This window comes from Nostoc sp. WHI, assembly GCF_015714725.1.
GTDB lineage: Bacteria > Cyanobacteriota > Cyanobacteriia > Cyanobacteriales > Nostocaceae > Nostoc.
Genome location: NZ_WBKM01000063.1, coordinates 1 through 20,941, shown reverse-complemented (window position 1 = coordinate 20,941; position 20,941 = coordinate 1). Strand labels below are relative to the sequence as shown.

Here is a 20,941-nt window from a genome sequence, read left to right as displayed (position 1 = left end):
TTTGACTATTCAGCATTGAGGATTTTTGGTACTTTGAAAAATTCACCTTCCTGTTCAGGTGCACTGTTGAGAATGCTTTCCCGGTCAGGATAGGGTTGCAACTCATCCTCACGTGTGATATTACTGACATCAATTGCCCGTGTTGTTGGGGGTACATTACTGACATCAAGTTCATTCAACTGTTGGATATAATCCAGAATATTTCCCAACTGGGTAGTGAATTGTTCCTCTTCTTCTGGAGTCAATTCTAAACGAGCAAGATTAGCTACTTTGTGAACTTGTTCTTGGTCAATCATATTTTTTTGGTTAGGAGTTAGGAGTTAGGAGTTAATGATTCATAATTCATAATTCATAACTCCTCACTTTTAGAAGAATACGTCAATTTGCGATCGCCCAGTGGTTTTTAACCAGTTTTGGGCTTCGATGTAGTTATTGGGAGCCATGCGAATAGCTCGAATCCAGTAGTCTGCTGCTTGGTCAAACAGTGCCTCGCCAGCGTCGTTATCACCAGATTCTTTTGCCTTCTCGCCTTGGTAATGATAAATCACGGCGATGTTGTTCAAGGCTTGTGGTAGGCGTGGGTTTAACTCAACTGCTTGGTGATACAGTTCTAAAGCTTTGTGGTGGTCGCCATTGCTGGCATAGATTAGCCCCATATTATAGAGAATATAGCCGCGATCGTTGGTGTCTTCCTCTAGTGTTAAAGCTTCTTCATAATAATCCAAGGCCTCGGCATATTCCCCCTCTGCTTGGGCTGACATACCATCTCGATAATAAACAAACGCTTCTTTAGCTTTTTTGTTGGCTGGCAGGAGCTTTAAGATGATATCCGCCATCACTGTAAAGGACTTGTCAACAAAATTATCGTTTTTTTGTGTTCTTGGCATATTTGTTTCTGGGTATTGGGCATGGGGCACTTGTACTGAGCGTTGCCGTTGGCGCAGCCTCTGTCTGCGACACGCTACGCGAACGGAGAGAAGTATTGGGCATGAGGCATTGGGCAATAATCAATAGTTTTTCTTCCCTGTTTCTCCATCTCCCTCATCTCCCCAATCCTCTAGCACACTCAATAGCTAATTTAACTGATTTGTGGGGGCATTCTGATCACTGAGGGGTATGATGCACTGCGGACTATTATGTCGAGAGTTGTTTACCAACGTGCTAACTGGATAAGCAGTCATTGCTGGCGCTGGATAAGGACGCAATAGCTGTTGTAAGATTTGGGGCGTTTGCACTTGGGAATCTAGCCATAAATCGTAATCTTGCGGCTCTAGAATCACTGGCATCCGCTCGTGGATAGGTTGGAGTAATTCGTTGGCTGCCGTTGTCAAAATTGTACAAGAGATTATTTCCTCGTTAGCAGGCGTTCCCGCTTCTCCTGTCGGAGACGCTACGCGAACGGGTTGCCGTAGGCATCGCCATCTCTCCCACAAACCTGCAAAACCGAAGGGTTGCCCATCTTGAAGACGAAAATAAAACGGCTGCTTCTTACCTTGCTGCCGTTGCCACTCATAAAAGCCATCAGCTAGCACTAAACAGCGTCGATGCTTAAAAGCTGACCGAAAAGCGGGTTTTTCGGCAACAGTTTCTGCTCTAGCGTTAATCAGCTTTACCCCCATCCTTGAATCTTTTGCCCATGAGGGAATTAACCCCCAATGCAACTGCTTAAATTCACGCTTTTCGCTTTCAGGGTTTTGTAACACTGTGGCCACCATTCGCGTAGGTGCGATGTTATATTCAGCTGCTAAATCCTGAACTTCTTGAACATGGAAAACTTGAGCTAAAGCTGCTGCCGACTGGTTTAGAGTAAATCTTCCACACATACTTTTATTCTCGACCACTAACTAAACATCTCAATTTAGAAATAAATAATACTTTTTTTATTTTTTAGGATAATTTTGTGTAGTACTCAGAAGGTAAATATAAAAAAAATATCCGGTTTTTGGAAAATCTTTTGGTAAAATATTGTACTTTGAACTTTTACTTACCAACATTTTATTAACTGTATTTTAGCATGGAACTACTGCGTTTGTACGATTTTTTACCTTGTGGTAATGGTTATAAAATCCGTCTTTTATTGACACAACTAGGTATGCCTTTTGAGAGGGTAGAGCTTAACATCTTGAAAGGCGAGACTCGAACACCAGAATTTTTAAGTAAAAATCCCAACGGGAAGGTACCTGTTCTGGAAATCGAGCCAGGTAAGTACTTGGCAGAATCAAATGCCATTTTGGTGTATCTGAGTGAATACACAGAATTTTTACCCTATGACCGCTTTTTACGAGCGCAAGTGTTGCAATGGTTATGTTTTGAACAGTATAGCCATGAACCTTTTATTGCTACATCAAGATTTTGGATTTCTATTTTAGGTAAAACTGAAGAATATAGTGCAGCTATAAAGCAAAAACATGAAGTAGGTTATGCAGCATTTAGCTTGATGGAAAAACATTTAAGTTCTCACACTTTTTTTGTGGGAGAGCGTTACACGATTGCTGATATAGCCTTGTTCGCTTCCACTCATATAGCTGATGAAGGTGGGTTTAATTTGACACAATTTCCTGCTATCCAAGCATGGATAGAAACAGTCAAATCCCAGCCAAGGTATATCAGTATTACACAAGCATAATTCGGTTTTGCGAGTTTCTTTCGGGGAGCACTGCTGCTGTAATAACTGGAAGTCTAAAATTTCTGAAGATTCAGGTAGCGTCAGATTTTTGCTTTCAAGAGTGCAATTTAATTCGGCTAAAATATCTTTGATTGGAGTATCAATCATAGTATTTATCCAAAAAATTGCATAGGCAAAGCCCACTGTTCGCGTAGCGTCTGGCAGAGAATGTATCACAGCTAGGATTTTTCAGTCAGAGAAGTGTCAAAATACTCCTAGATAATTTTTAAGCAACTGGTTATCATCTTGCAATGACTCATTCTACTGATATCGCCACCTTAGCCCGCTGGATGGCGGCTGACTTTAGCAATCAAGAACAAGCTTTTGAAAATCCCCCTTTTTATGCCCACATTCGCGTGTGTATCCGTCCCTTACCTTTGGAACTATTCTCTGGGGTGAGCTTGTTTCTCGAACAAGCTTATGATTTTATGCTCAATCAACCCTACCGGATGCGGGTAATGAAGTTGATTCAGGCAGAAAACCATATTGTCATCGAACACTACACAATTAAAGAAGAACAAAAGTTTTATGGCGCATCCCGTGACCCCGAACGCCTAAAAGTCTTATCCCTTGACCAACTGGGAAAAATGACAGGTTGCAACATGGTTGTAGAGTGGACAGGTCAGAGCTTCAAAGGTAAAGTTGAACCTGGTAAAGGTTGTATTGTCATTCGTGACGGCAAAAATACTTATCTGGATAATGAATTTGAGATTGACGCTGAAAAATTTTTCAGCCTTGATAGGGGAAGGGATTTAGACACCAATGAACATCTTTGGGGGTCTATCGCTGGACCATTTCACTTTGTCCGTTGGGGCAGTTTTGCTGATGAAGTGAAGGTGTAACAAGTTAGGAGTTAAGAGTGAGAAGTTAAAACTCATAACTCCTGATTTTTATAATATCCTATAGCAGTTAATAACATTGGACGAAAATAAGGAACTTGCTCAACCCAAGCTTTGCATCTGCTATTGGCATACAGCTTCAGCAGGCGAAAACCAGGAAGTTGTTGGTCAATCCTCAGATATAAATTAGATGCTTTGTATTTTAGGACACTCGTAAGCCGGAGTGTAAATACTTGACTATATCAATCATTTTATGTACTTTATATACTCAGTGATAGTATCTCTCTAGATGCAAAGAGGCTATTAATTTCTGATTGGTAAGAAGCTGAAAAATTTCTTCACTTAGAGGATGCAAATTTAGGTAAGATATTGGTAATATAGAAATTCATGGGTATGGCGGCATAGCCAAGTGGTAAGGCAGAGGTCTGCAAAACCTCCACCCCCGGTTCAAATCCGGGTGCCGCCTTTAGTCTTTTAAGACAATTCAAAATCACATAAAAGGCTTTTTTGATAGCTAAAGTTATTGCCTTGTATGCTTATATCTCTCTATAACCTTTAGCGTCCTCTATGGCATAGGGAAATGATGTCCATCCCTCCAGCCCATCATCTTCAGAGTTAGGCATATAGTTAGTCAATGCTTATAGTTTAACCCCATGCACAAATCTTATTAGTGGGATAGATTAACCTTTCAGATGGGCGCAAATAACAAACAAATTCTAATTACACTCCTATTTATTGCAAATGGTCATATCCCCCTCACTTTAAATATTGATTATTACAATATTCTTTCGTAGCTGTGACAGAAACAACTTCTACTTCTATTGGTTTATCTTTAGTTCCGTTAATAAGAAACTCACTAGCTCCCTCACGAGGTTTTTTAGGATTTCCCCAATCATAGGTGTACCCTAAACCTGTCCAGGGATAATGTTCTTGACTACCTACTGCATAGGAAGTTGAGTATATCTGTTTCAAAATAGGATAACTAGCAGGAACAGGTATAGGTAAAACATTACAACTAGAATCATTAATTTCTGAATCAATACATGGTCTACTTAAATCTTCGGATTTGACCCACATTTCTACAAAATGCGTCTTATTTGAATTTCTATTTAAAATTAAGCCTAGATATTGCTGCAATCTTAGTGAAAGCATGACACCACCAGGAATATTTATTCCTATACCTTTACAATTCTCACAAAATTCCTTAACTTGAGGAACTGCTGTTAACCAAGTCTGGTTAGCTATACTTTTTTTTGTACCTATTTTCCAATCTTCATTTGTATTCTTCACGTATTTCCAACTCGCCATTAGGTATTCAATTTTGCCGTCATTCTCTCTCCACTTGATTTCAGAATTGTTTTTTGACAATGGCCAAAGATTTTTCACAACCTTATCTTCGCTTGGTTTTTTTGCATCCTCAATAGCTGTATCCAATTGTTTTTTCAGAGCCTTATAACTTTCAGGTTTATTTTTCTCTAGATATTCATTGACATTTGGGTTAGTTTCTGATTGAGCTAATACATTCTTTCTCAAGTTTGACGGACTCTGTGTGGAAATTTCTGTAGCCAGCAAACTGGAGTATCCGACCGCCAAAAATGCACCTGTCAAGCCTAAAAATACTTTATTCATTAACTTTTTCATCAAAATAATCCTGACGATTTACAATCCCACGTAAATATGGGTTCAACTCAAAGATTGAATCTGATTTTATATTTATGTTTGGCTAATATGCCGTTGTGTTTAATCTTTTTAATTAACTTTATCTGTAGAAAAATAGAATATCTAGCGAGGTAAGCATGATGCTTGCCCATAGGTAAGGAGTAAAACTGTTACTTTAACTGAATGTCTGGGAACTATGTATAACAGTAGCTCTATAATCATTACCGATCAAGTAGGTAATGGCTAAGTGGGCTGGCATATCTGCGACAGTAGGCGATCGCAGTTGAGCTAGAGCTAGCATATCTTCAAGTTGGATTTTTAATGATAATTGGCAAGTTATGTCCACTGCACCTGCACTTTGATTATGCCACGCTTGTTGGTATTGGTAATCGCCCTCCGCTTTCCTCCACAGGATGACGCTAGCTGAACAAGCGATTAAACTATGGATAATATCAAGCAATTGTTGCTTTTAGCACCATTTACATAAATTAAGTTGCATTCTTAAATCTAAAATCTCATCCTGTTATATAAAATACCAGTTATGTCAGTGTATCAAGGAAGTTGTGGGGAGACCACCGATTTGATTATTGGTGTTCACAACCAAGAAAACCGCGAATTAGTAAATTCTGCTCCTGTGGGTGCTCTTGCCATAAGACAAGGAACTATTTCTACGTTTCTTGCTCCCCTGACTCAGGATACTTTTAAACAGGTCGTTAAGGATGTCGAGCAAAAATTACAGATTGTCCATCAAACCCTATCAATGCTTGATTCTCAAGGGTTTGAAACCATTCTGCAAGAAATGTTGCATTCGATCACCTTGAAAACCGGGGAATTACTGGGGGCAGACCGGACGACGATATTTTTATTGGATGAAGAAAAACAAGAACTCTGGTCAATTCTGGCTGAAGGGGAGGGCGATCGCTCTTTAGAAATTCGCATACCCGCCGATAAAGGCATTGCTGGGGAAGTCGCCACTTTTAAGCAAGTTATCAATATTCCGTTTGATTTTTATAGTGATCCGCGATCGCATTTTGCCCAAGAACAAGAAAAAAGAACTGGCTACCGCACTTATACCATGCTGGCTTTGCCCCTATTAAATGAACATGGGCAATTAGTTGCAGTGGTGCAATTACTAAATAAATTAAAATCTATTAATTATCCAGATACTCCACTTGCAGAGCGTATTGATACCAAAGGTTTTGTTTGTGCTGACGAAGAATTATTTCAAGAATTTGCGCCTTCGATTCGACTGATTTTAGAGTCATCGCGCTCTTTTTATGTAGCCACTCAAAAACAAAGAGCAGTAGCGGCGCTGATGAAGGCGATTAAGTCCCTTTCTCAAAGCAGTCTCGACTTAGAAGACACCCTGAAACGGGTGATGGATGAAGCCAAGGAACTGATGAATGCCGATCGCAGTACCCTATGGTTGATAGACCGCGATCGCGATGAATTATGGACGAAAATCACCCAGGACGATGGTTCAATTAAGGAGTTGCGAGTCCCCTTAGGTAAAGGCTTTGCTGGTCTAGTAGCGGTTTCTGGCAAGAAACTGAATATTGCCTTTGATTTGTACGATCATCCTGACTCGGAGACATCCCGAAAATTCGACGAGCAAAATGGCTATCGCACCTGTAGCTTGCTTTGTATGCCAGTATTTAACGCTGATCAACAACTGATTGGCGTTACCCAACTAGTAAATAAAAAGAAATCAGGAGATTTTCTACCTTATAATCCGGCTGATTGGCCAAAAGCTCCCGACTGCTTCCAAGCTAGCTTTGACCGCAACGATGAAGAGTTCATGGAAGCTTTTAATATTCAAGCGGGAGTAGCGCTGCACAATGCCCAGTTGTTTGCCACAGTCAAGCAACAAGAACAAATGCAACGGGACATTTTGCGTAGTCTTTCTAATGGAGTGGTTTCCACTGATAAAGCCGGGTTAATTATCGCCGCCAATGAAAGTGCCAAACGTTTGCTGGGGCTGGAACCAGAAAACCGTTTAGAAGGTAAATTAGTTACTGATGTGATCGCCATCAAAGAAGGTGACTTTAGCAAGTGGTATTACAATGCTTTATTTGCAACCGACTTAAAAGGCCGCGAGCAGTATTACCCCGATCGCACCCTCCTCACCACTGGTACAGAAAACCACAGTATTAATTTATCGATTAACACAATTGCTGATGCTAGCGACCAAGAGCAAATCCGTGGGGCGCTGGTGGTGATGGAAGATATTAGTGATGAAAAGCGGCTCAAGAGTACGATGTACCGCTACATGACTCAGGAATTAGCCGAAGAATTGCTGAAATTGGATGACGCTAAACTAGGAGGCGATCGCAAAGAAGTTTCGATTTTATTTTCGGATATTCGTGGCTACACCACTTTAACGGAAAACTTGGAAGCAGAAGAAGTGGTGAGTATGCTCAACGAATATTTTGAATCAATGGTGGAGGCAGTCTTTAAACACAAAGGCACTCTTGATAAATACATTGGCGACGCCATCATGGCTGTATTTGGTTCTCCCCTACCGTTGGAAGAACACGCTTGGATGGCAGTGCAAACATCTTTAGAAATGCGCGTCCGCTTGCACGATTTTAATGAACGTCGCCATACAGCTAATAAGCCTAGAATCAAGATCGGCATTGGCATCAACTCTGATACCGTGATTAGTGGGAATATTGGCTCTAGTAAGCGGATGGAATTTACTGCCATTGGCGATGGTGTTAATCTTGGCTCCCGATTAGAAAGTGTTAGTAAACAATATGGTTGCGATATTATTATTAGCCATAACACTTTTAAACCTTGCCAAGATTATATTTGGGCTAGGGAACTAGATTACATTCGTGTCAAAGGCAGAAATGAGCCAGTAGCAATATACGAACTGTTGGGTTTGCGTTCCGATCCGATTGAAAGCGAAAAATTGCAAGTGATTGAACATTATCACAAAGGGCGCGAGTATTATCTCAATCGCCAGTTTTCTTTTGCTAGAGCTGAATTTGCCAAAGTTTTGGCAGCAGACAACCATGACAAAGCTGCTATGTTGCATCTGTTGCGTTGTCAGCATTGGTTACAATCGCCTCCAACAGAGCGAGATTGGGATAAAGGAGTCTGGACATTTGAAGAGAAATAAGGGACTTCCAGAAAATAAACTATTCCATCAACAATCGCTCCCTATCCCCACCTTACGAGTACATTGAAGGTGGGGACTTCCGCGATACGTTAAATCGAGGCAGAGATTTCAAAGGGGGTAGGGTGTGGGGGGTAGGGTGTGGGGAACCCACGTTTAAAAACGTGGGATTGTAACAAGGACACTGTTTTTCTCGCGCTTTGCGTCTCGAAAAACATCTTTTTTTAAACTGAGCTTTAAACTCAGAACTAAAGTTTTTATTTAAACCCCTACACCCTAAACCCTACACCCTACACCCTGTTTTTTGTCAACTTTACAAGCTTTGGGAGCGGTAGAGGTGAATTTGGCTTGTTCAATGACTGCCAACTTTCGCTAAATTGGAAAAAGGAAAACTTAAGGAAATTTTAAATGTCAGCACAATTGTTACTGGTGGATGATGAACCAGGGATACGGGAAGCCGTGAAAGACTATTTGCAAGAGAGCGGTTTCAGCGTTCAAGTCGCCAGTAACGCCCTTGAAGGTTGGGAATGGATGCAGATGAATACACCTGATTTAGTGATTTCCGATGTCATGATGCCCCAGGTGGATGGCTATCAGTTCCTCAAGCAAATGCGAGAAGACCCCCGTTTCCAAGCACTCCCGGTAGTATTTTTAACTGCTAAAGGTATGACAGGCGATCGCATCCAAGGCTATCATGCTGGTGTTGATGCCTATCTACCCAAACCCTTCGATCCAGACGAGTTGGTGGCTATAGTCGAAAATTTGCTAGCCCGCCGCGCCGCTAAGTCCGCAAGTACGGGAGATGACGCTGAAACCCCTGATATTGCTGAACTAGCCAATCAGATTGCCCAAATTAAGGCATTGTTAACTCAAAGAAATGCCATTTCCCAATCGCCAGCTCCTTTCAAAATTGATTTGACCCCTAGAGAACAAAGTGTTTTAAACTTGGTCGCTGAAGGGTTGATGAACAAAGAAATCGCCCGTCGCTTGGAAACCAGCGTCCGCAATGTAGAAAAGTACGTTAGCCGATTGTTTAGTAAAACTGGCACTAATAGCCGTACAGAGTTAGTTCGTTTTGCTTTAGAACACGGTCTTGCTAAATAGGCATGAGGCATTGAGAAGAGGCAGAGGGGCAGGGGGCAGGGTGCAAGGGGGAGAATGAAAATTACCTCTTTCCCCCCTGCTCCCCTGCTCATGGGTAATTGGCAATAGGTAGCTGGGTGTTAAACCATGACCTATTACCAGTAATAGATAAAACATAAGTATTTCAGCAAATCAGACACTTAGGTAAAGCAAAAAGCTAAAAAAAAGGTTATTTCTTTTTACTTTAGTCTTTTAGGTTTTCATTTGATTTGTGCCTGTTGTCCAATTCCCCATCTGTAAAGACACAGGATTTTGTTCTTCCTGCAATGTTTTGATAAAAACTCGGTAAAATGCACCCGGCTGATTTTGCTTTCAGATTCTACCAGTACCCTTTGCTACAAAGTTTTTAATAGAGGAAACTGTTCCTGGGACTTTGTGCTGCTAAATAAGACTTTCACAAAGTAGAAATCACAATATTTTATGAATTCTACTTTCTGCTTAGTTTTTATTGCAACAGGGGCATAAAATCTACATTTGATTTGATGCCCAATTTACGTTTTTTTCACTACTTAAATTACACTTTTAAGTTTGGGGATTGTCGGCAGTATTACGCAAGCGCATTAGCTGGCGTCGCATTTGATGTGAGGCTTTAAACTCGGATACTTCCTGCGCTTTAACGGAGGCTTGCAGCGTCTCTAGAAAGTCGTCAGAACCTTCGGTCAAAGCATCAAGTAGCACCTGTAACAATTGTTCGCGATCGCTCAATAGACTCTTTTCTTCAATCAACCGGAATTTGAGATGTATTTCGCACTCATAAACACCTACTTCGAGATTATTTATCTGGCGTGGTAATGCTTTGGAGTTCATAGCTATTGAGATTCCTTTACTTGGTGGTCATGAGGGTAAGGAGGTAGATGTCCAGCAAAAATTCTTTATATCTCTTTTGAATCCAAAGTGCTTGAATTAAGAATTTTTCTTCATCCATCACCTTTGTATTCCATTTCCCTCTCCTGTGTTTTATTTTCAACCTAAATTTTCACTGTCTAGATTTTGATGTTCCTGTACTAGATGTAGCTTATGGTAAGCCATAACTATTATTCAGTTTTTAAAATTCTACACAATAAAGTTTCTGTAAGAAGTTGTTCGAGCTTTTTAAAGGTTTCTACATCAACTTTATCTGAACGTCAATAACAGTTTGACTTGTTACTCTATTTGTGGTGTTTATACGTAAGTAAAACCGCTTAAGTTTTTTCATTTTATTAAAGCCAGAGGTGAGTGTAGCGCTATTCCGTAAAATTACTAGATGTACGTTTTTTTCAGCAGTAAATTCAGGAAAAATTTATGAGCATAGTTATTAAAGTAAAAAATTTTGTTCTCTATAAAAAAATGTACACAGATCAAATTGTTCCAATCGAACACCTAACTCTACTGGCTTTTAGGTCTGATGATTACAAAAAGCTTGGTAATAGGCAAGATTCGGATACCGTCAGGCTTGTTTGCATTTCTTAAATAAAAATACTTTACCCAGTAATTGGGGTATGAGAAGAAGGCGACTACTGTCAGTACTAGCAGGTAGATCAAACTTCAACTCTTAATAGAAGCAGTAAGCTAATCAGTACAGGTGATATTTTTACTTATGCCCATTTAATCTACCCTTTTAAAACTGCCTTCAAAGCTTGTAAATTGAGAGCATTCAAGCTCAAATATAACGTTTACAATAATTTCAGTGTAATCCACCCAACCCTTACACCTTTTTATGGATAACCCGATGCTGCTCAAGTCCACAACCCGGCATGTCCGCATTTTTGCAGGTGAAATTGACCGGGATGGCGAACTGGTTCCCAGTGATCAAGTCTTAACGTTAGATATTGACCCAGACAACGAATTTAACTGGAATGAAGATGTGCTGCAAAAAGTTTACCGAAAATTTGATGAACTAGTAGAAGCATCTAGTGGCGCAGACCTCACAGACTATAATTTACGCCGTGTTGGGTCAGACTTAGAGCATTATCTGCGATCGCTCCTACAACTCGGCGAACTCAGCTACAATCTTTCTGCCCGCGTTACCAACTACAGCATGGGAGTCCCTCAAGTTGTAATTGACGACAAACAATAAGCTCAAAAGTTGATAGCGGGCTAGCTAAACCCTTCTGTGTCAACTTACAGCTATTTTAATTACTACCTAAGTACCTTCCCCAGCCTCAGGCTGGGAGGAGGTCTGTGAGGCTCTACCGCCTTCCCAATGAGCTAAACCTGGAAAACGAGATTAGAAAATTTTTAAAAGGACTGCATTTATCAGCTACTTTTGCCAAAATTATATTTGCTACTTTATACCAATTCTTTGTGAAACTACACAAAATCAATCTTGGTGAGACCAGGGGCTTAAATCCCTTGTTCAATCCAACCTCACAGGTAATCAGTATTAATTCTTAATTAAAGTTAATTGTTGCTATCCTACTTATAAACTAAATAAATACCAACATTATCTGCCTTTTGATGATGGGGTAATTCAGTAAAAGTAAATAGCGCAGTTATCCTTGGGTTATGCTTTGGGGACAGGGTTGGAGTTAGTTGCTTTGGCGATGGATAGTCACAGAGCAATAAAAGCTATGATGAGGCTGTAGGGTTGACTTAGGAGCATATTCTTTGGATAAGTTAAGTATTAGCACCTGCTGATATCCGCCAGCTAAAATCATCATCTAAAGTCTGGGTATGTCAAGTTTAAGAAAGATGAGCGGTCTAGATTGTCCCTACTAATGCTATTAAAGAAATTGCCAATCGCTGATCGGTGCGAAAACTATGGAAAATGACGCGGCAACGCTCCACTGTCCAAATGAAAGTTGTCAGGCTGCCAACCCCCTGACTCACAAGTTTTGCCAGCGATGTTCCACGCCCCTACCCAAAAATTATCTCTGGGCTGTAGTAGATAGTCCGAGTGTGGGTAGCCCTGGACAAATATTAGCCGATCGCTATTTAGTCCTTGATAAATTTGTTCTTTTAGATACGAAGCCTGGTTTATTAGCCCAAACCCCTGAGTTAGATAATTTACAGTCTCTAAAACCTTACCTGAGACTCATTCCTTACCGCTTACACGTACCGCAGGTATATGGAGTACTTCCCCTAGCTGATGCCTCCTCTCATCAAGAAATATTACTTTTAGAAAAACCGCCACTATTGGTAGATGACACAATCCAACAAGTGCATTTATGCAGCGAGTTAATCACCGCTTGGCGTGATGCTACATCAATGCGCCAACTCAATTGGTTATGGCAAATAGCTCATCTGTGGCAACCTCTTGCGAGTGAAGGTGTCGCTTCTAGCTTGCTTGACTCTCATGTATTACGGGTAGAAGGCTCATTAGTACGTTTGTTGGAATTGCGTTTTGACACCGCAACACCACCAGAATTGCCCCAATTAGGTGAATTTTGGCGGCAGTTGGTGACTTATGCCAAACCAGCCGTAGCTGAATTTGTTGAGCATGTTAGCCTTTCCTTAATTCAGGGAGAGATTCACTCATCTGAACAATTAATCACAGTTTTAGATCGTGGATTAGCACAATTAGGGCGATCGCAAACACCCACGATCAAAATTATCACCAAAACCGATACTGGGCCAAGTCGCCAACGTAACGAAGATGCCTGTAGCCCCCCCAGTGGCACTCTGGTGAGCAAACCACCGCAACCAACAGCCTTAGCAATTGTCTGTGATGGCATCGGTGGACACGAGGGCGGTAATGTTGCCTCAAATTTAGCCATTGAAACAATCCAGCACCAGGTACAGCAACTAACAAAAGTTCCCTACGACCACATAGACCCCTCACTGCTGCTTAATGACCTAGAAAACGCAGTGTCAATTGCCAATGACAAAATTAGTCAGCGCAATGACGGGGAAAATCGTCAAGGGCGACAACGCATGGGCACAACGTTAGTAATGGCCTTGCCTGTTGCCCACGAAATGTACATTACCCACGTCGGCGATAGTCGTGCCTATTGGATTACACGCCACGGCTGCTATCAAGTTACCCTCGACGATGATGTGGCTTCCCGTGAGGTGCGGCTAGGCTATGCCATTTATCGTGAGGCTGTGCTACAAAGTGCGGCTGGCTCTCTCGTCCAAGCTTTGGGGATGGGGCCGAGTAGCTCATTGCATCCCACATCTGGACGGTTTATGCTCGACGAAGATGCTGTTTTTCTGCTCACATCCGATGGTTTGAGTGATTTTGATCGAGTGGAAGAGTACTGGGAAACAGAAATATTACCGATTCTGCTTGGAGAAACAAATATAGTAAATGTTGCCGATAGATTAGTAGAAATTGCTAATACTAAGAATGGACACGATAATGTCACCGTTGCTTTAGTACACTATCAAGTCCAATACTGGGAACCAGAAATTACCATCAAAGCAGTCATTCCAGACAGTCACTCAGCAAAAACTGTTGATTTTGCGTCTAAAGCGGCAGATACGACACTTTTAGATAGCCCAAAGCAAAACCACAAAACTCAGGTCATTCCCGAAAAGGAGCCAGTCAAGACTTCCAGTTTACCGCTACAGTGGATAGTTCCGTTAATATTTGTGATCGCAGCAGGTGCTTTAGGATTTTTTGTGAAGCAACTGCGATCGCCATCAGACCCATTTGTTTCATCTAATCCTACACCAACTCAAAAGTCTACCATCGAAGCGACACCCGCACCGCGATCGCTTGCTAACCTTTCTCGTGGTTGGGTAATTCAAACCAACAATCCAATCCCCTTGGGAAACAACCAATTGCTTCCCCGTGGGACTTTTTTAGAAGTTATTGAAAAAAAATCAAATCCCAACCCTGCTTCTGGGAATTTTTCAGTGTCTATGCGAGTCTGTGCCAATAAAAGCACATCAACTCCAGCTAATACTAATAACCCAGCAGTAACTACCTCAGTTCCACCAAATTCAAAACCTTTGCCAGGAACCGAAAAAACAGTATTAGTGGACTTGTCCCAACTGAACCGTTTTAAAGTCTCTGTTTTACAATCAGATGTACCAAATCCATGTAGAACTGTCACCCAACCGCCAGTTAATCCACCACCTGATGCCAGTCCAACTTAGTCAAATACTCGATAAATTAGTAAAAACCTGGAATAATAACAGGTAACAACTAAATTAAAAAATGAAGCAAGGTAAAAAAGTAGAAAATTTTAACCTTGAAGAATTGTTATTTGAAATTATTAGCTTTTAGTTTTATGAATCCATGCCATCCCTGAATTTGGCGATCGCCCGTCTTCTAAACACTGGCACTGACAACTTCGCCATTTGGGTGGTCAAGGCTCCCTATCCTAGTGGCTATGTTTTACATGACTCTGTATGGCCTGTTGAACTTACTCAAGTCTGGCAAGAATGGCAGGAGATGTTCGCTGATCATAGTCGCTTAGATATTTCCCCAAACTCAACACCTCAAAAGACCAATTTATTGCCCGTAGATTGGATTTCATCCCCTTCATCTCAGACCACAGGCCCCTACAGCAGTCGTCTGATGCAATACTTAGGAATGAATTTATGGCGCTGGGTATTCGACGGACAAATTCTTGGTAGTCTAGAGCGCAGTCGCGGTATTGCTATGGGTCAGCATACACGTTTGCGCTTTCGACTAGAAATTCGTGACCCGGATCTCATTGCTTTCCCTTGGGAAATTATGCAGCGTGAGCCTGGTCAATCGGCTATGTCTCTCTCCCCAGATTTGCTATTTAGTCGCACCACTACGGAAGTTGACCCCTTGCCGTATTTGCGATCTGACCAGGCTTTAAGTATCCTGCTGGTCTTAGGTCATGATGAAAACCTGCAACTAGAACAAGAAGCCGCTATCCTTCAGCAAACTCTTGCAGATACGCCGGTCGGTGGCAATTCCAACAGATACGCACCTTGTATTGTGAATCAACTGCTACAACCAACTCCACAGGAATTGATTCAAGAACTAGAAACCAAAGCATACAATGTTTTCTTTTATGCTGGACATGGTTTGCCAGACCCAGACGGCGGTTTACTGTTTTTGCAACCAGAATGCACCCTTAATGGAATAGAATTGGCGCAAGTATTGACCCGTACAGGTGTGAAATTGGCGGTTTTTAACGCCTGTTGGGGCGCACAACCAGCTGCTAGCAATCATCAAGCTATACCTGCTAGCAGTTTAGCCGAAGTGCTGATTCGTCATGGTGTACCTGCGGTTTTGGGAATGCGCGATAAAATTGCTGACCACGAAAGCCACAGTTTTATTCAAGCCTTTACCGAAGCTTTGCGATCGCACAAGCCAATTGATGAAGCTGTAGCCCAGGCTAGGCAAGAGTTATTAACACTGTATAAATTCAATCAACCTGCTTGGACTTTGCCTGTTCTTTACCTGCATCCAGATTTTAATGGCGAACTGATCAAAAACCTTGATGAAGGAATTACGGAACTACCAGACACAGCCATTCCTGATATAGGTTCCCCCCTTACTACTGCCTCTTTGCGATCGCTCTCCTCAAAAGGGAAAACCTGGTTATTGCGTTATGGAGTCACCCGCATCGGTCGCACGAAAGACAATGATATTATCATCCCCGAACCATCTGTCTCTAAACGCCACGCCGAAATCTTCTGCCGCAATACTCTAACTGATGCTACACTGATGCGAACTTATTACTTACAAGATTTTTCCACCTACGGCACAACCTGGTTTTTAGGGCCTAATGGTTGGCAACAAATCCTCCGAGAGGAAGTCCCCTTGAAATCGGGAATGCAGTTAAAGTTTGGAAGTGCTAGAGGTGAAACTTGGGAGTTTATTATTGAAAACTCGTAGCAGAGTTATTGCATAAAGGCATTTTGCTTATTAGTATTAGCCTCTAAAACCTATTTTTACTAGAGAAAAATTGGCTGTTTTTGCGGAAATCCCTTCTGAGAAATTGTAGCTGTCAATACCACCAACTAATCGGGAGTTAAGAAAAAATGGCTAACAAAATTAACGGCTCAGATGCTTTCTCTTCTTTGCCGTCTCAACTAGATTTAGAGTTTTTAGAAGCGTTACTAGAAGCAGACGATGCTACCTATCCCTGGAATCCAACTGATGAGCAGTCAGAAGCATATTTTTCCGAACTAGAACAGCAGTTCGTGATCGAAGATTCGTTAGATGAAGAACTAACGATGCGATCGCAAGATTTTTACAGCCATCTAGACACACTTTGGTCTAATATCTCTTTTGAGTCAAGTGATGATGATAATTCACCACAGGCACTAGTACTTGATCTTCAAGAAACATTACGCACTACTTTTCCTGCTTGTGTCCCCCAAGCATTGCTCAACGCCATTGCCACCAAAGCTGCTGAGATATTTTATTCTAGCCAATTAATGGGTGAGCAATTGGTTGAGTGCGTTCATACAGTGCTACCAACTTGGGGAACAGAGGATCTTTTAGTCTTAGCTCGTCCTTTTACTTACGCTATGCGAAGTAGTGAATCGCAAAATGCGGCATCTGTTTTCAGTAATCTTAACAATAGCAACTGGACATCTCTATCAGAAGTAGAGAAAGCAAAGGTTACTTTAGCGATCGCTTCCTATGCTTTCAATCAACTCAATAAGTCTCAGTCTGAACTATGAACAGGAAATAGAAACAGCTAAAGTTTCCATCATGGGTTTTATTCGCCTAACCCGCGCTTTGCGCTCACTGTGTCCAGACGTGTCTCTTGCAACGATGTTGTTTGCTTTATGCTGAGGCGCAAATAAAGAGTCGATAATCAAGACTTTTGCAATAAGTTTGATGATCTTTATTTTTATAGCTATAGTTACTCCACAATAAATTTACAATACGCTAATTTTCCAATTAGTCCATCTATCCCAAGAGATAAATATTTAAGCATTGGACATTAGTATTAATTCATCTCCCTCATCCTTCCTGTGTTTTTGTTCTGATTTCATCTCTTATCTGTCCCTAGAAATCGGGTAGCAAAATTTTGCGATCGCGTCGGTGATAACGCCCGTGCCTTGAGAATTGCCGCCATCAAAAAGGCGTAAGATAAGACTCCAACAACTACTAACAGCAAGGCATTGATTGATCCTGTAGCATTCCAGAGAGCGTGGAGCGCAGCAGCACTAAGATAACCAATAGAGAGAATTTGCCAACTTCTACTAGGTTTGAGGACAGCCAACCCGATAAAATAGCCCAGGTAGCCGCTATAAGCCATGTGTCCAGCTACAGAGCCTAAAATTCGCGGAATTAGCAGTTGTAAACCCGCTAGTTGCCCAGCAGCGCCTGTACCAACCTGTTGTGTGACATTTTGAGTAATATCCGGCACATATTGACCGAGGGTTTCCAATAAAGTGAAGCCTACAGCCGAAGCCGTTCCCAGGAGAATACCATCTAGAGGTTCCCAAACGCCTATGCGTTCCCGCCAAGGTGAAGATAACATTCTCCCGATGGCAAACGCTCCTAGTATAGGCAATGCTTTGAGTAATTCTTCCATCAACCCAGCGCCAAAAAACATCCGCACCAGCAACTCTGTAAAGGTGATAGATTCTTGGGGTGAGGGCAAGTTTCCAGGCAAAATGCCGCGAAACACGAAGATAAAAAGATCCAACAACGGACTGAGCAAAATCAGCGTCGTACTTAGTGATGCAGCCATTAGCACCCACCAAGGCTTCTGTTTACCGCAAAGTTGGTAAACAAAATAGTAGGCAGCGAAAGCGATGTAAGTTGCTACGATCACTTGATTAGCTTGGGGCTGTCCGACTGTAGCAAACATTAACACTACAAAGATTACGGTCAGTATTCCCGGTATAAGGTAAGCTTTACGAGTTAAATCTTTACCAGTGGAAATAATCGGAAAAAGCTGGGTGAAGCTAACAGAATCTAGCTGTTTTAATTGCGTGTGGTTGTGGTGGTTCGTTGCGGAAGGCAGTGGTGTAACTTGGTTAACTGTCGTTGCCGGAGCGACTGAGGTAAACTCGTATTCAAAAACGTATTGCGGCCCATCAGCACCTAGAGAAATGCGATCGCCTGGGTGCAATTCCTGACATTCATATAAGCGTTCTCCATTCAAATAAGTACCATTAGCACTATTTAAATCACAAAGCACCCAGCTGAATTTACTATCTGGAGATAAAGAGAGGGGACGAACTACCGCATGGCGACGAGATACCATCCGGTACATCATGGCATCTAAGATAACTTGGCAGCTTGGATCGCGTCCAATTACTATCTCTTTACTAGGGGGCAGCGAGTGACGAGATTCTGATCCAATAGCTGCTACATTACCAGACACTAGCCGCAGAAATGCATTATGTCTTGCGTTTTTGCCTGTCATCGAGTTAGAGTACGTTTCTAAACTAATTCTTCAAAGAATTTGGCAGCAGGGCTAACCTTAGCCACATCAACAGCAGCATTGCTAAATCCACTATAGCTTCACTTACTGCTAAGAAATTTAAAATTCCAAATGCAAAATTTCAAATTGTTTTACATAACGTTAATAAGTATTGCATTTGCTGGGAGTTTATCCTAAATGGGCTTGTCAGGTGGATGAATCACATTGTATGAGTGATGCACTCTTGAGATCCTAGCTGTAAATTAAACGCAGTGCAATTTATTAAAAAATAGTACTTTTTACTGCATTTAGTTACATGAAAAAAATATATAATCGCCGGTGGTCTATTTTTAGCTATTTTTGCCACTAATAATTGACCAATGACTACTGAGATTTGCACACTTCTAAACTTGGGCAAGCTACTTATGTATTAATAAAAGTAGTACATGATAGAAACACGGCATTGGTCAATTGACTAATTAAAGCAGATTAAATTCTGCGATCGCTCTCTTAAAGTTTTTGTTTTCATGTCCTGGGTGGCTGAGTTTAATCAAGGCAAAACGCTGTAAGGGCGTTAAAGTTGCCCAATGTTGCTGTGTTAGGGTTACACCTATTTCTTCAGCTTTTTCCTGGATGCCGGCTGGTAGAGTGGTAAAGTCAAGCCATGCGGGATGAGGCTCAATGGGCAATTTTGTAGCTGGTATGCCCGTGCGCTGTACGATTAATTGCTGGATATGCTCGCCGTAAAACTGAATTTCTGTTTCTGTAGTGCAAGGTAATTCGATTAAAGCTTGACGTTCTGCTGTAGTCATTTGATTCCAATCAGACAATTTTAGCTTGATGCCACAGGTATCTAATTTACAACGCACCTGCATAGGGATGCAACGTAGGGAATCAACAAAGTCTGCTTCAAATTGAAAAAAATCTGTCATATTCAAAATTCAATTATTGAAAACTCGTTTATTTGTTAAATCTTCAATTTAATGTTTATCTCTGGAATTACTGAGACGAATTATCAAATAACTAATTGATAGGGCGAGAATAGCAATTCCTAAACCAATTATATCAATACCTGAGGTTTTTTCTAAGTCAAGAATAATAATTTTTCTGGCAACGGCAATTAAAGAAGTGCCAATAACTAATTCAACTTGAAAAACGTGTTTTCGCAGATAACCTGTAATATTTTCTAAAATTTCTAAAGCAATTAAAATATTCAAAAATAAACCGAAAATCTTAAATAATGTTGTGTTAAATTTACCATAAGGCGTTGTAAATAACTCTTTAAAAAGAAAGACTCCTAAATCTAGGATCGCTACCAAAATCACAATTACCATAAAAATAGATAGAGCCTTAGAAACTAGCACCTCTATATTTTCAATAACGTGCATGAAGTTCTCATCTTTGGTAGCTCCTATAATTCGCCTCACTAGCTTTTTCATAATGCTGCACCCCATTCTAAAACAAAATTAAATCCTATAGATAAATCTAGAGGATTAAAAAAAATTACTTGCTGATGTTTTATAACTTTTCTATCTGTTTTTTATGCTTTCCCCTTAGCTAAAATTGGTGCTAGTCAAACCTTTAGTTACTAGGATGTATCCTCTTTAAATATAATAATCGGTAACAGTCAAAATTAGAGAGTTATAAAAAATGATAGTAACTATTGACTATTGATTATTGATTAAATTACCACTTAGCAGCTTACCATTGTGAGGACTGGAGTTGATAATCTCTGATTGTAACTTCCACAGAAATTGGTATTAGCTGTACTGCACAGGCTTTTAATTCTGGTTGGAGCGAATCGGGGCAGGATTCTGGATGAGTTAGGGCATTGGCTTCGGCATTGTCTGCCCACAACGAACCCCAGTGCATAGGGACAAAAACTGTACCAGGCGCGATCGCTTTTGTTACTTTAGCAGGAAACTTCGCTTTACCGCGACGCGATCGCACTTCTACAAACATATTGTCTACAATGCCCAACTTAGCAGCATCACGGGGATGAATTTCGATAAACGGTTCGGGATGCATTTTGCAAATTTTTTCAATCCGCCCGGTGCGTGTCTGGGTATGCCAGTGTCCGTAAAGTCGTCCATTAGTTAGCACAAAAGGATAATCTGGGTCTGGTGGTTCTGCCAATCCCTTTGAGTAATATGCTCCAAATCGAGCGCGTCCGTCAGGGGTGTGGAAGCGGAGATTGGTGTAAAGTCTTTTGGAGGGAGTAGGGAGTAGGGAGTAGGGAGTAGCGGAAGATTCACCACTCCCCACTCCCCATTCC

At 41.2% G+C, this 20,941-nt stretch carries 18 protein-coding genes and 1 tRNA gene; 9 read left to right on the top strand and 10 right to left on the bottom strand.

The features are described 5' to 3' along the window. Nucleotides 1–5: 5 nt before the first annotated feature. The 3 genes from gatC to F8S12_RS06505 all read right to left on the bottom strand — a co-directional run bounded on the left by gatC (nucleotide 6) and on the right by F8S12_RS06505 (nucleotide 1,823). On the bottom strand, nucleotides 6–296 hold the full coding sequence (gatC, locus tag F8S12_RS06515) for an Asp-tRNA(Asn)/Glu-tRNA(Gln) amidotransferase subunit GatC (protein WP_196515513.1): 291 nt from the start codon (nucleotides 294–296) through the stop codon (nucleotides 6–8). Nucleotides 297–365: 69 nt separating this feature from the next. Beyond that, nucleotides 366–887, bottom strand: coding sequence for a photosystem I assembly protein Ycf3 (locus F8S12_RS06510; protein ID WP_196515512.1), 522 nt, complete (start codon nucleotides 885–887; stop codon nucleotides 366–368). A 186-nt stretch (nucleotides 888–1,073) separates the two neighbouring features. Next, nucleotides 1,074–1,823, bottom strand: coding sequence for an SOS response-associated peptidase (locus F8S12_RS06505; RefSeq protein WP_196515511.1), 750 nt, complete (start codon nucleotides 1,821–1,823; stop codon nucleotides 1,074–1,076). A gap of 191 nt (nucleotides 1,824–2,014) precedes the next feature. On the opposite strand from F8S12_RS06505, the gene F8S12_RS06500 reads away from it, so the two are divergent. The 3 genes from F8S12_RS06500 (at nucleotide 2,015) to F8S12_RS06490 (ending at nucleotide 3,970) form a co-directional block, all read left to right on the top strand. Next, entirely contained in the window at nucleotides 2,015–2,626 is a 612-nt protein-coding gene (locus F8S12_RS06500; protein ID WP_196515510.1) for a glutathione S-transferase family protein, read from the top strand. Between the two features lie 290 nt (nucleotides 2,627–2,916). Continuing rightward, nucleotides 2,917–3,507, top strand: coding sequence for a chromophore lyase CpcT/CpeT (locus F8S12_RS06495; protein WP_196515509.1), 591 nt, complete (start codon nucleotides 2,917–2,919; stop codon nucleotides 3,505–3,507). A gap of 392 nt (nucleotides 3,508–3,899) precedes the next feature. Further along, nucleotides 3,900–3,970 (top strand) — tRNA-Cys (locus tag F8S12_RS06490). Between the two features lie 290 nt (nucleotides 3,971–4,260). Here the strand turns inward: F8S12_RS06490 and F8S12_RS06485 are convergent. Further along, nucleotides 4,261–5,145, bottom strand: a complete 885-nt coding sequence (locus F8S12_RS06485) for a hypothetical protein (RefSeq protein WP_196515508.1) — start codon at nucleotides 5,143–5,145, stop codon at nucleotides 4,261–4,263. 193 nt (nucleotides 5,146–5,338) lie between these two features. Beyond that, the gene (locus F8S12_RS06480; protein ID WP_196515507.1) at nucleotides 5,339–5,623 is read right to left on the bottom strand and encodes a hypothetical protein; all 285 of its coding nucleotides are present in this window, start codon (nucleotides 5,621–5,623) and stop codon (nucleotides 5,339–5,341) included. Nucleotides 5,624–5,704: 81 nt separating this feature from the next. On the opposite strand from F8S12_RS06480, the gene F8S12_RS06475 reads away from it, so the two are divergent. Beyond that, entirely contained in the window at nucleotides 5,705–8,287 is a 2,583-nt protein-coding gene (locus F8S12_RS06475) for a GAF domain-containing protein (protein ID WP_196515506.1), read from the top strand. Between the two features lie 405 nt (nucleotides 8,288–8,692). Next, nucleotides 8,693–9,388 (top strand): response regulator transcription factor, encoded by a 696-nt coding sequence (locus F8S12_RS06470; RefSeq protein ID WP_196515505.1) that lies wholly within the window; start codon nucleotides 8,693–8,695, stop codon nucleotides 9,386–9,388. A 561-nt stretch (nucleotides 9,389–9,949) separates the two neighbouring features. Here F8S12_RS06470 and F8S12_RS06465 read toward each other — a convergent pair. Further along, nucleotides 9,950–10,234 (bottom strand): Npun_R1517 family heterocyst differentiation transcriptional regulator, encoded by a 285-nt coding sequence (locus F8S12_RS06465; RefSeq protein WP_196515504.1) that lies wholly within the window; start codon nucleotides 10,232–10,234, stop codon nucleotides 9,950–9,952. 889 nt (nucleotides 10,235–11,123) lie between these two features. Between F8S12_RS06465 and F8S12_RS06460 the strand changes: the two genes are divergently transcribed. The 4 genes from F8S12_RS06460 (at nucleotide 11,124) to F8S12_RS06445 (ending at nucleotide 16,966) form a co-directional block, all read left to right on the top strand. Further along, nucleotides 11,124–11,483: an NAD(P)H-quinone oxidoreductase subunit M gene (locus tag F8S12_RS06460; RefSeq protein ID WP_196515503.1), complete on the top strand. Its 360-nt coding sequence runs from the start codon at nucleotides 11,124–11,126 to the stop codon at nucleotides 11,481–11,483. 683 nt (nucleotides 11,484–12,166) lie between these two features. Beyond that, nucleotides 12,167–14,449, top strand: coding sequence for a protein phosphatase 2C domain-containing protein (locus tag F8S12_RS06455; RefSeq protein WP_196515502.1), 2,283 nt, complete (start codon nucleotides 12,167–12,169; stop codon nucleotides 14,447–14,449). 142 nt (nucleotides 14,450–14,591) lie between these two features. Further along, a complete protein-coding gene (locus F8S12_RS06450; RefSeq protein ID WP_196515501.1) occupies nucleotides 14,592–16,172 on the top strand; it encodes a CHAT domain-containing protein in 1,581 nt (526 codons plus the stop codon). A gap of 146 nt (nucleotides 16,173–16,318) precedes the next feature. Next, nucleotides 16,319–16,966, top strand: coding sequence for a hypothetical protein (locus F8S12_RS06445; protein ID WP_196515500.1), 648 nt, complete (start codon nucleotides 16,319–16,321; stop codon nucleotides 16,964–16,966). Nucleotides 16,967–17,280: 314 nt separating this feature from the next. Here F8S12_RS06445 and F8S12_RS06440 read toward each other — a convergent pair whose 3' ends face one another. The 4 genes from F8S12_RS06440 to F8S12_RS06425 all read right to left on the bottom strand — a co-directional run. Beyond that, nucleotides 17,281–18,669, bottom strand: a complete 1,389-nt coding sequence (locus F8S12_RS06440) for a PrsW family glutamic-type intramembrane protease (RefSeq protein ID WP_196515499.1) — start codon at nucleotides 18,667–18,669, stop codon at nucleotides 17,281–17,283. 476 nt (nucleotides 18,670–19,145) lie between these two features. Then, the gene (locus F8S12_RS06435; RefSeq protein ID WP_196515498.1) at nucleotides 19,146–19,598 is read right to left on the bottom strand and encodes a nitrate reductase associated protein; all 453 of its coding nucleotides are present in this window, start codon (nucleotides 19,596–19,598) and stop codon (nucleotides 19,146–19,148) included. Between the two features lie 48 nt (nucleotides 19,599–19,646). Then, nucleotides 19,647–20,105 carry a phosphate-starvation-inducible PsiE family protein gene (locus F8S12_RS06430; protein WP_196515497.1) on the bottom strand — a complete coding sequence of 153 codons (459 nt, stop codon included), beginning with the start codon at nucleotides 20,103–20,105 and terminating at the stop codon, nucleotides 19,647–19,649. A gap of 262 nt (nucleotides 20,106–20,367) precedes the next feature. Beyond that, on the bottom strand, nucleotides 20,368–20,941 hold a 574-nt coding region (locus F8S12_RS06425), incomplete at its 5' end, for a molybdopterin oxidoreductase family protein (RefSeq protein WP_331001358.1).

Bases quoted from the DNA above. Each gene is read 5' to 3' on its own strand.
- F8S12_RS06485 (WP_196515508.1), bottom strand. From the start codon at position 5,145: ATGAAAAAGTTAATGAATAAAGTATTTTTAGGCTTGACAGGTGCATTT.
- F8S12_RS06450 (WP_196515501.1), top strand. From the start codon at position 14,592: ATGCCATCCCTGAATTTGGCGATCGCCCGTCTTCTAAACACTGGCACT.
- F8S12_RS06455 (WP_196515502.1), top strand. From the start codon at position 12,167: ATGGAAAATGACGCGGCAACGCTCCACTGTCCAAATGAAAGTTGTCAG.
- F8S12_RS06445 (WP_196515500.1), top strand. From the start codon at position 16,319: ATGGCTAACAAAATTAACGGCTCAGATGCTTTCTCTTCTTTGCCGTCT.
- F8S12_RS06435 (WP_196515498.1), bottom strand. From the start codon at position 19,598: ATGACAGATTTTTTTCAATTTGAAGCAGACTTTGTTGATTCCCTACGT.
- F8S12_RS06470 (WP_196515505.1), top strand. From the start codon at position 8,693: ATGTCAGCACAATTGTTACTGGTGGATGATGAACCAGGGATACGGGAA.
- F8S12_RS06475 (WP_196515506.1), top strand. From the start codon at position 5,705: ATGTCAGTGTATCAAGGAAGTTGTGGGGAGACCACCGATTTGATTATT.
- F8S12_RS06500 (WP_196515510.1), top strand. From the start codon at position 2,015: ATGGAACTACTGCGTTTGTACGATTTTTTACCTTGTGGTAATGGTTAT.
- F8S12_RS06430 (WP_196515497.1), bottom strand. From the start codon at position 20,105: ATGAAAAAGCTAGTGAGGCGAATTATAGGAGCTACCAAAGATGAGAAC.
- F8S12_RS06440 (WP_196515499.1), bottom strand. From the start codon at position 18,669: ATGACAGGCAAAAACGCAAGACATAATGCATTTCTGCGGCTAGTGTCT.
- F8S12_RS06460 (WP_196515503.1), top strand. From the start codon at position 11,124: ATGGATAACCCGATGCTGCTCAAGTCCACAACCCGGCATGTCCGCATT.
- gatC (WP_196515513.1), bottom strand. From the start codon at position 296: ATGATTGACCAAGAACAAGTTCACAAAGTAGCTAATCTTGCTCGTTTA.
- F8S12_RS06495 (WP_196515509.1), top strand. From the start codon at position 2,917: ATGACTCATTCTACTGATATCGCCACCTTAGCCCGCTGGATGGCGGCT.
- F8S12_RS06465 (WP_196515504.1), bottom strand. From the start codon at position 10,234: ATGAACTCCAAAGCATTACCACGCCAGATAAATAATCTCGAAGTAGGT.
- F8S12_RS06505 (WP_196515511.1), bottom strand. From the start codon at position 1,823: ATGTGTGGAAGATTTACTCTAAACCAGTCGGCAGCAGCTTTAGCTCAA.
- F8S12_RS06510 (WP_196515512.1), bottom strand. From the start codon at position 887: ATGCCAAGAACACAAAAAAACGATAATTTTGTTGACAAGTCCTTTACA.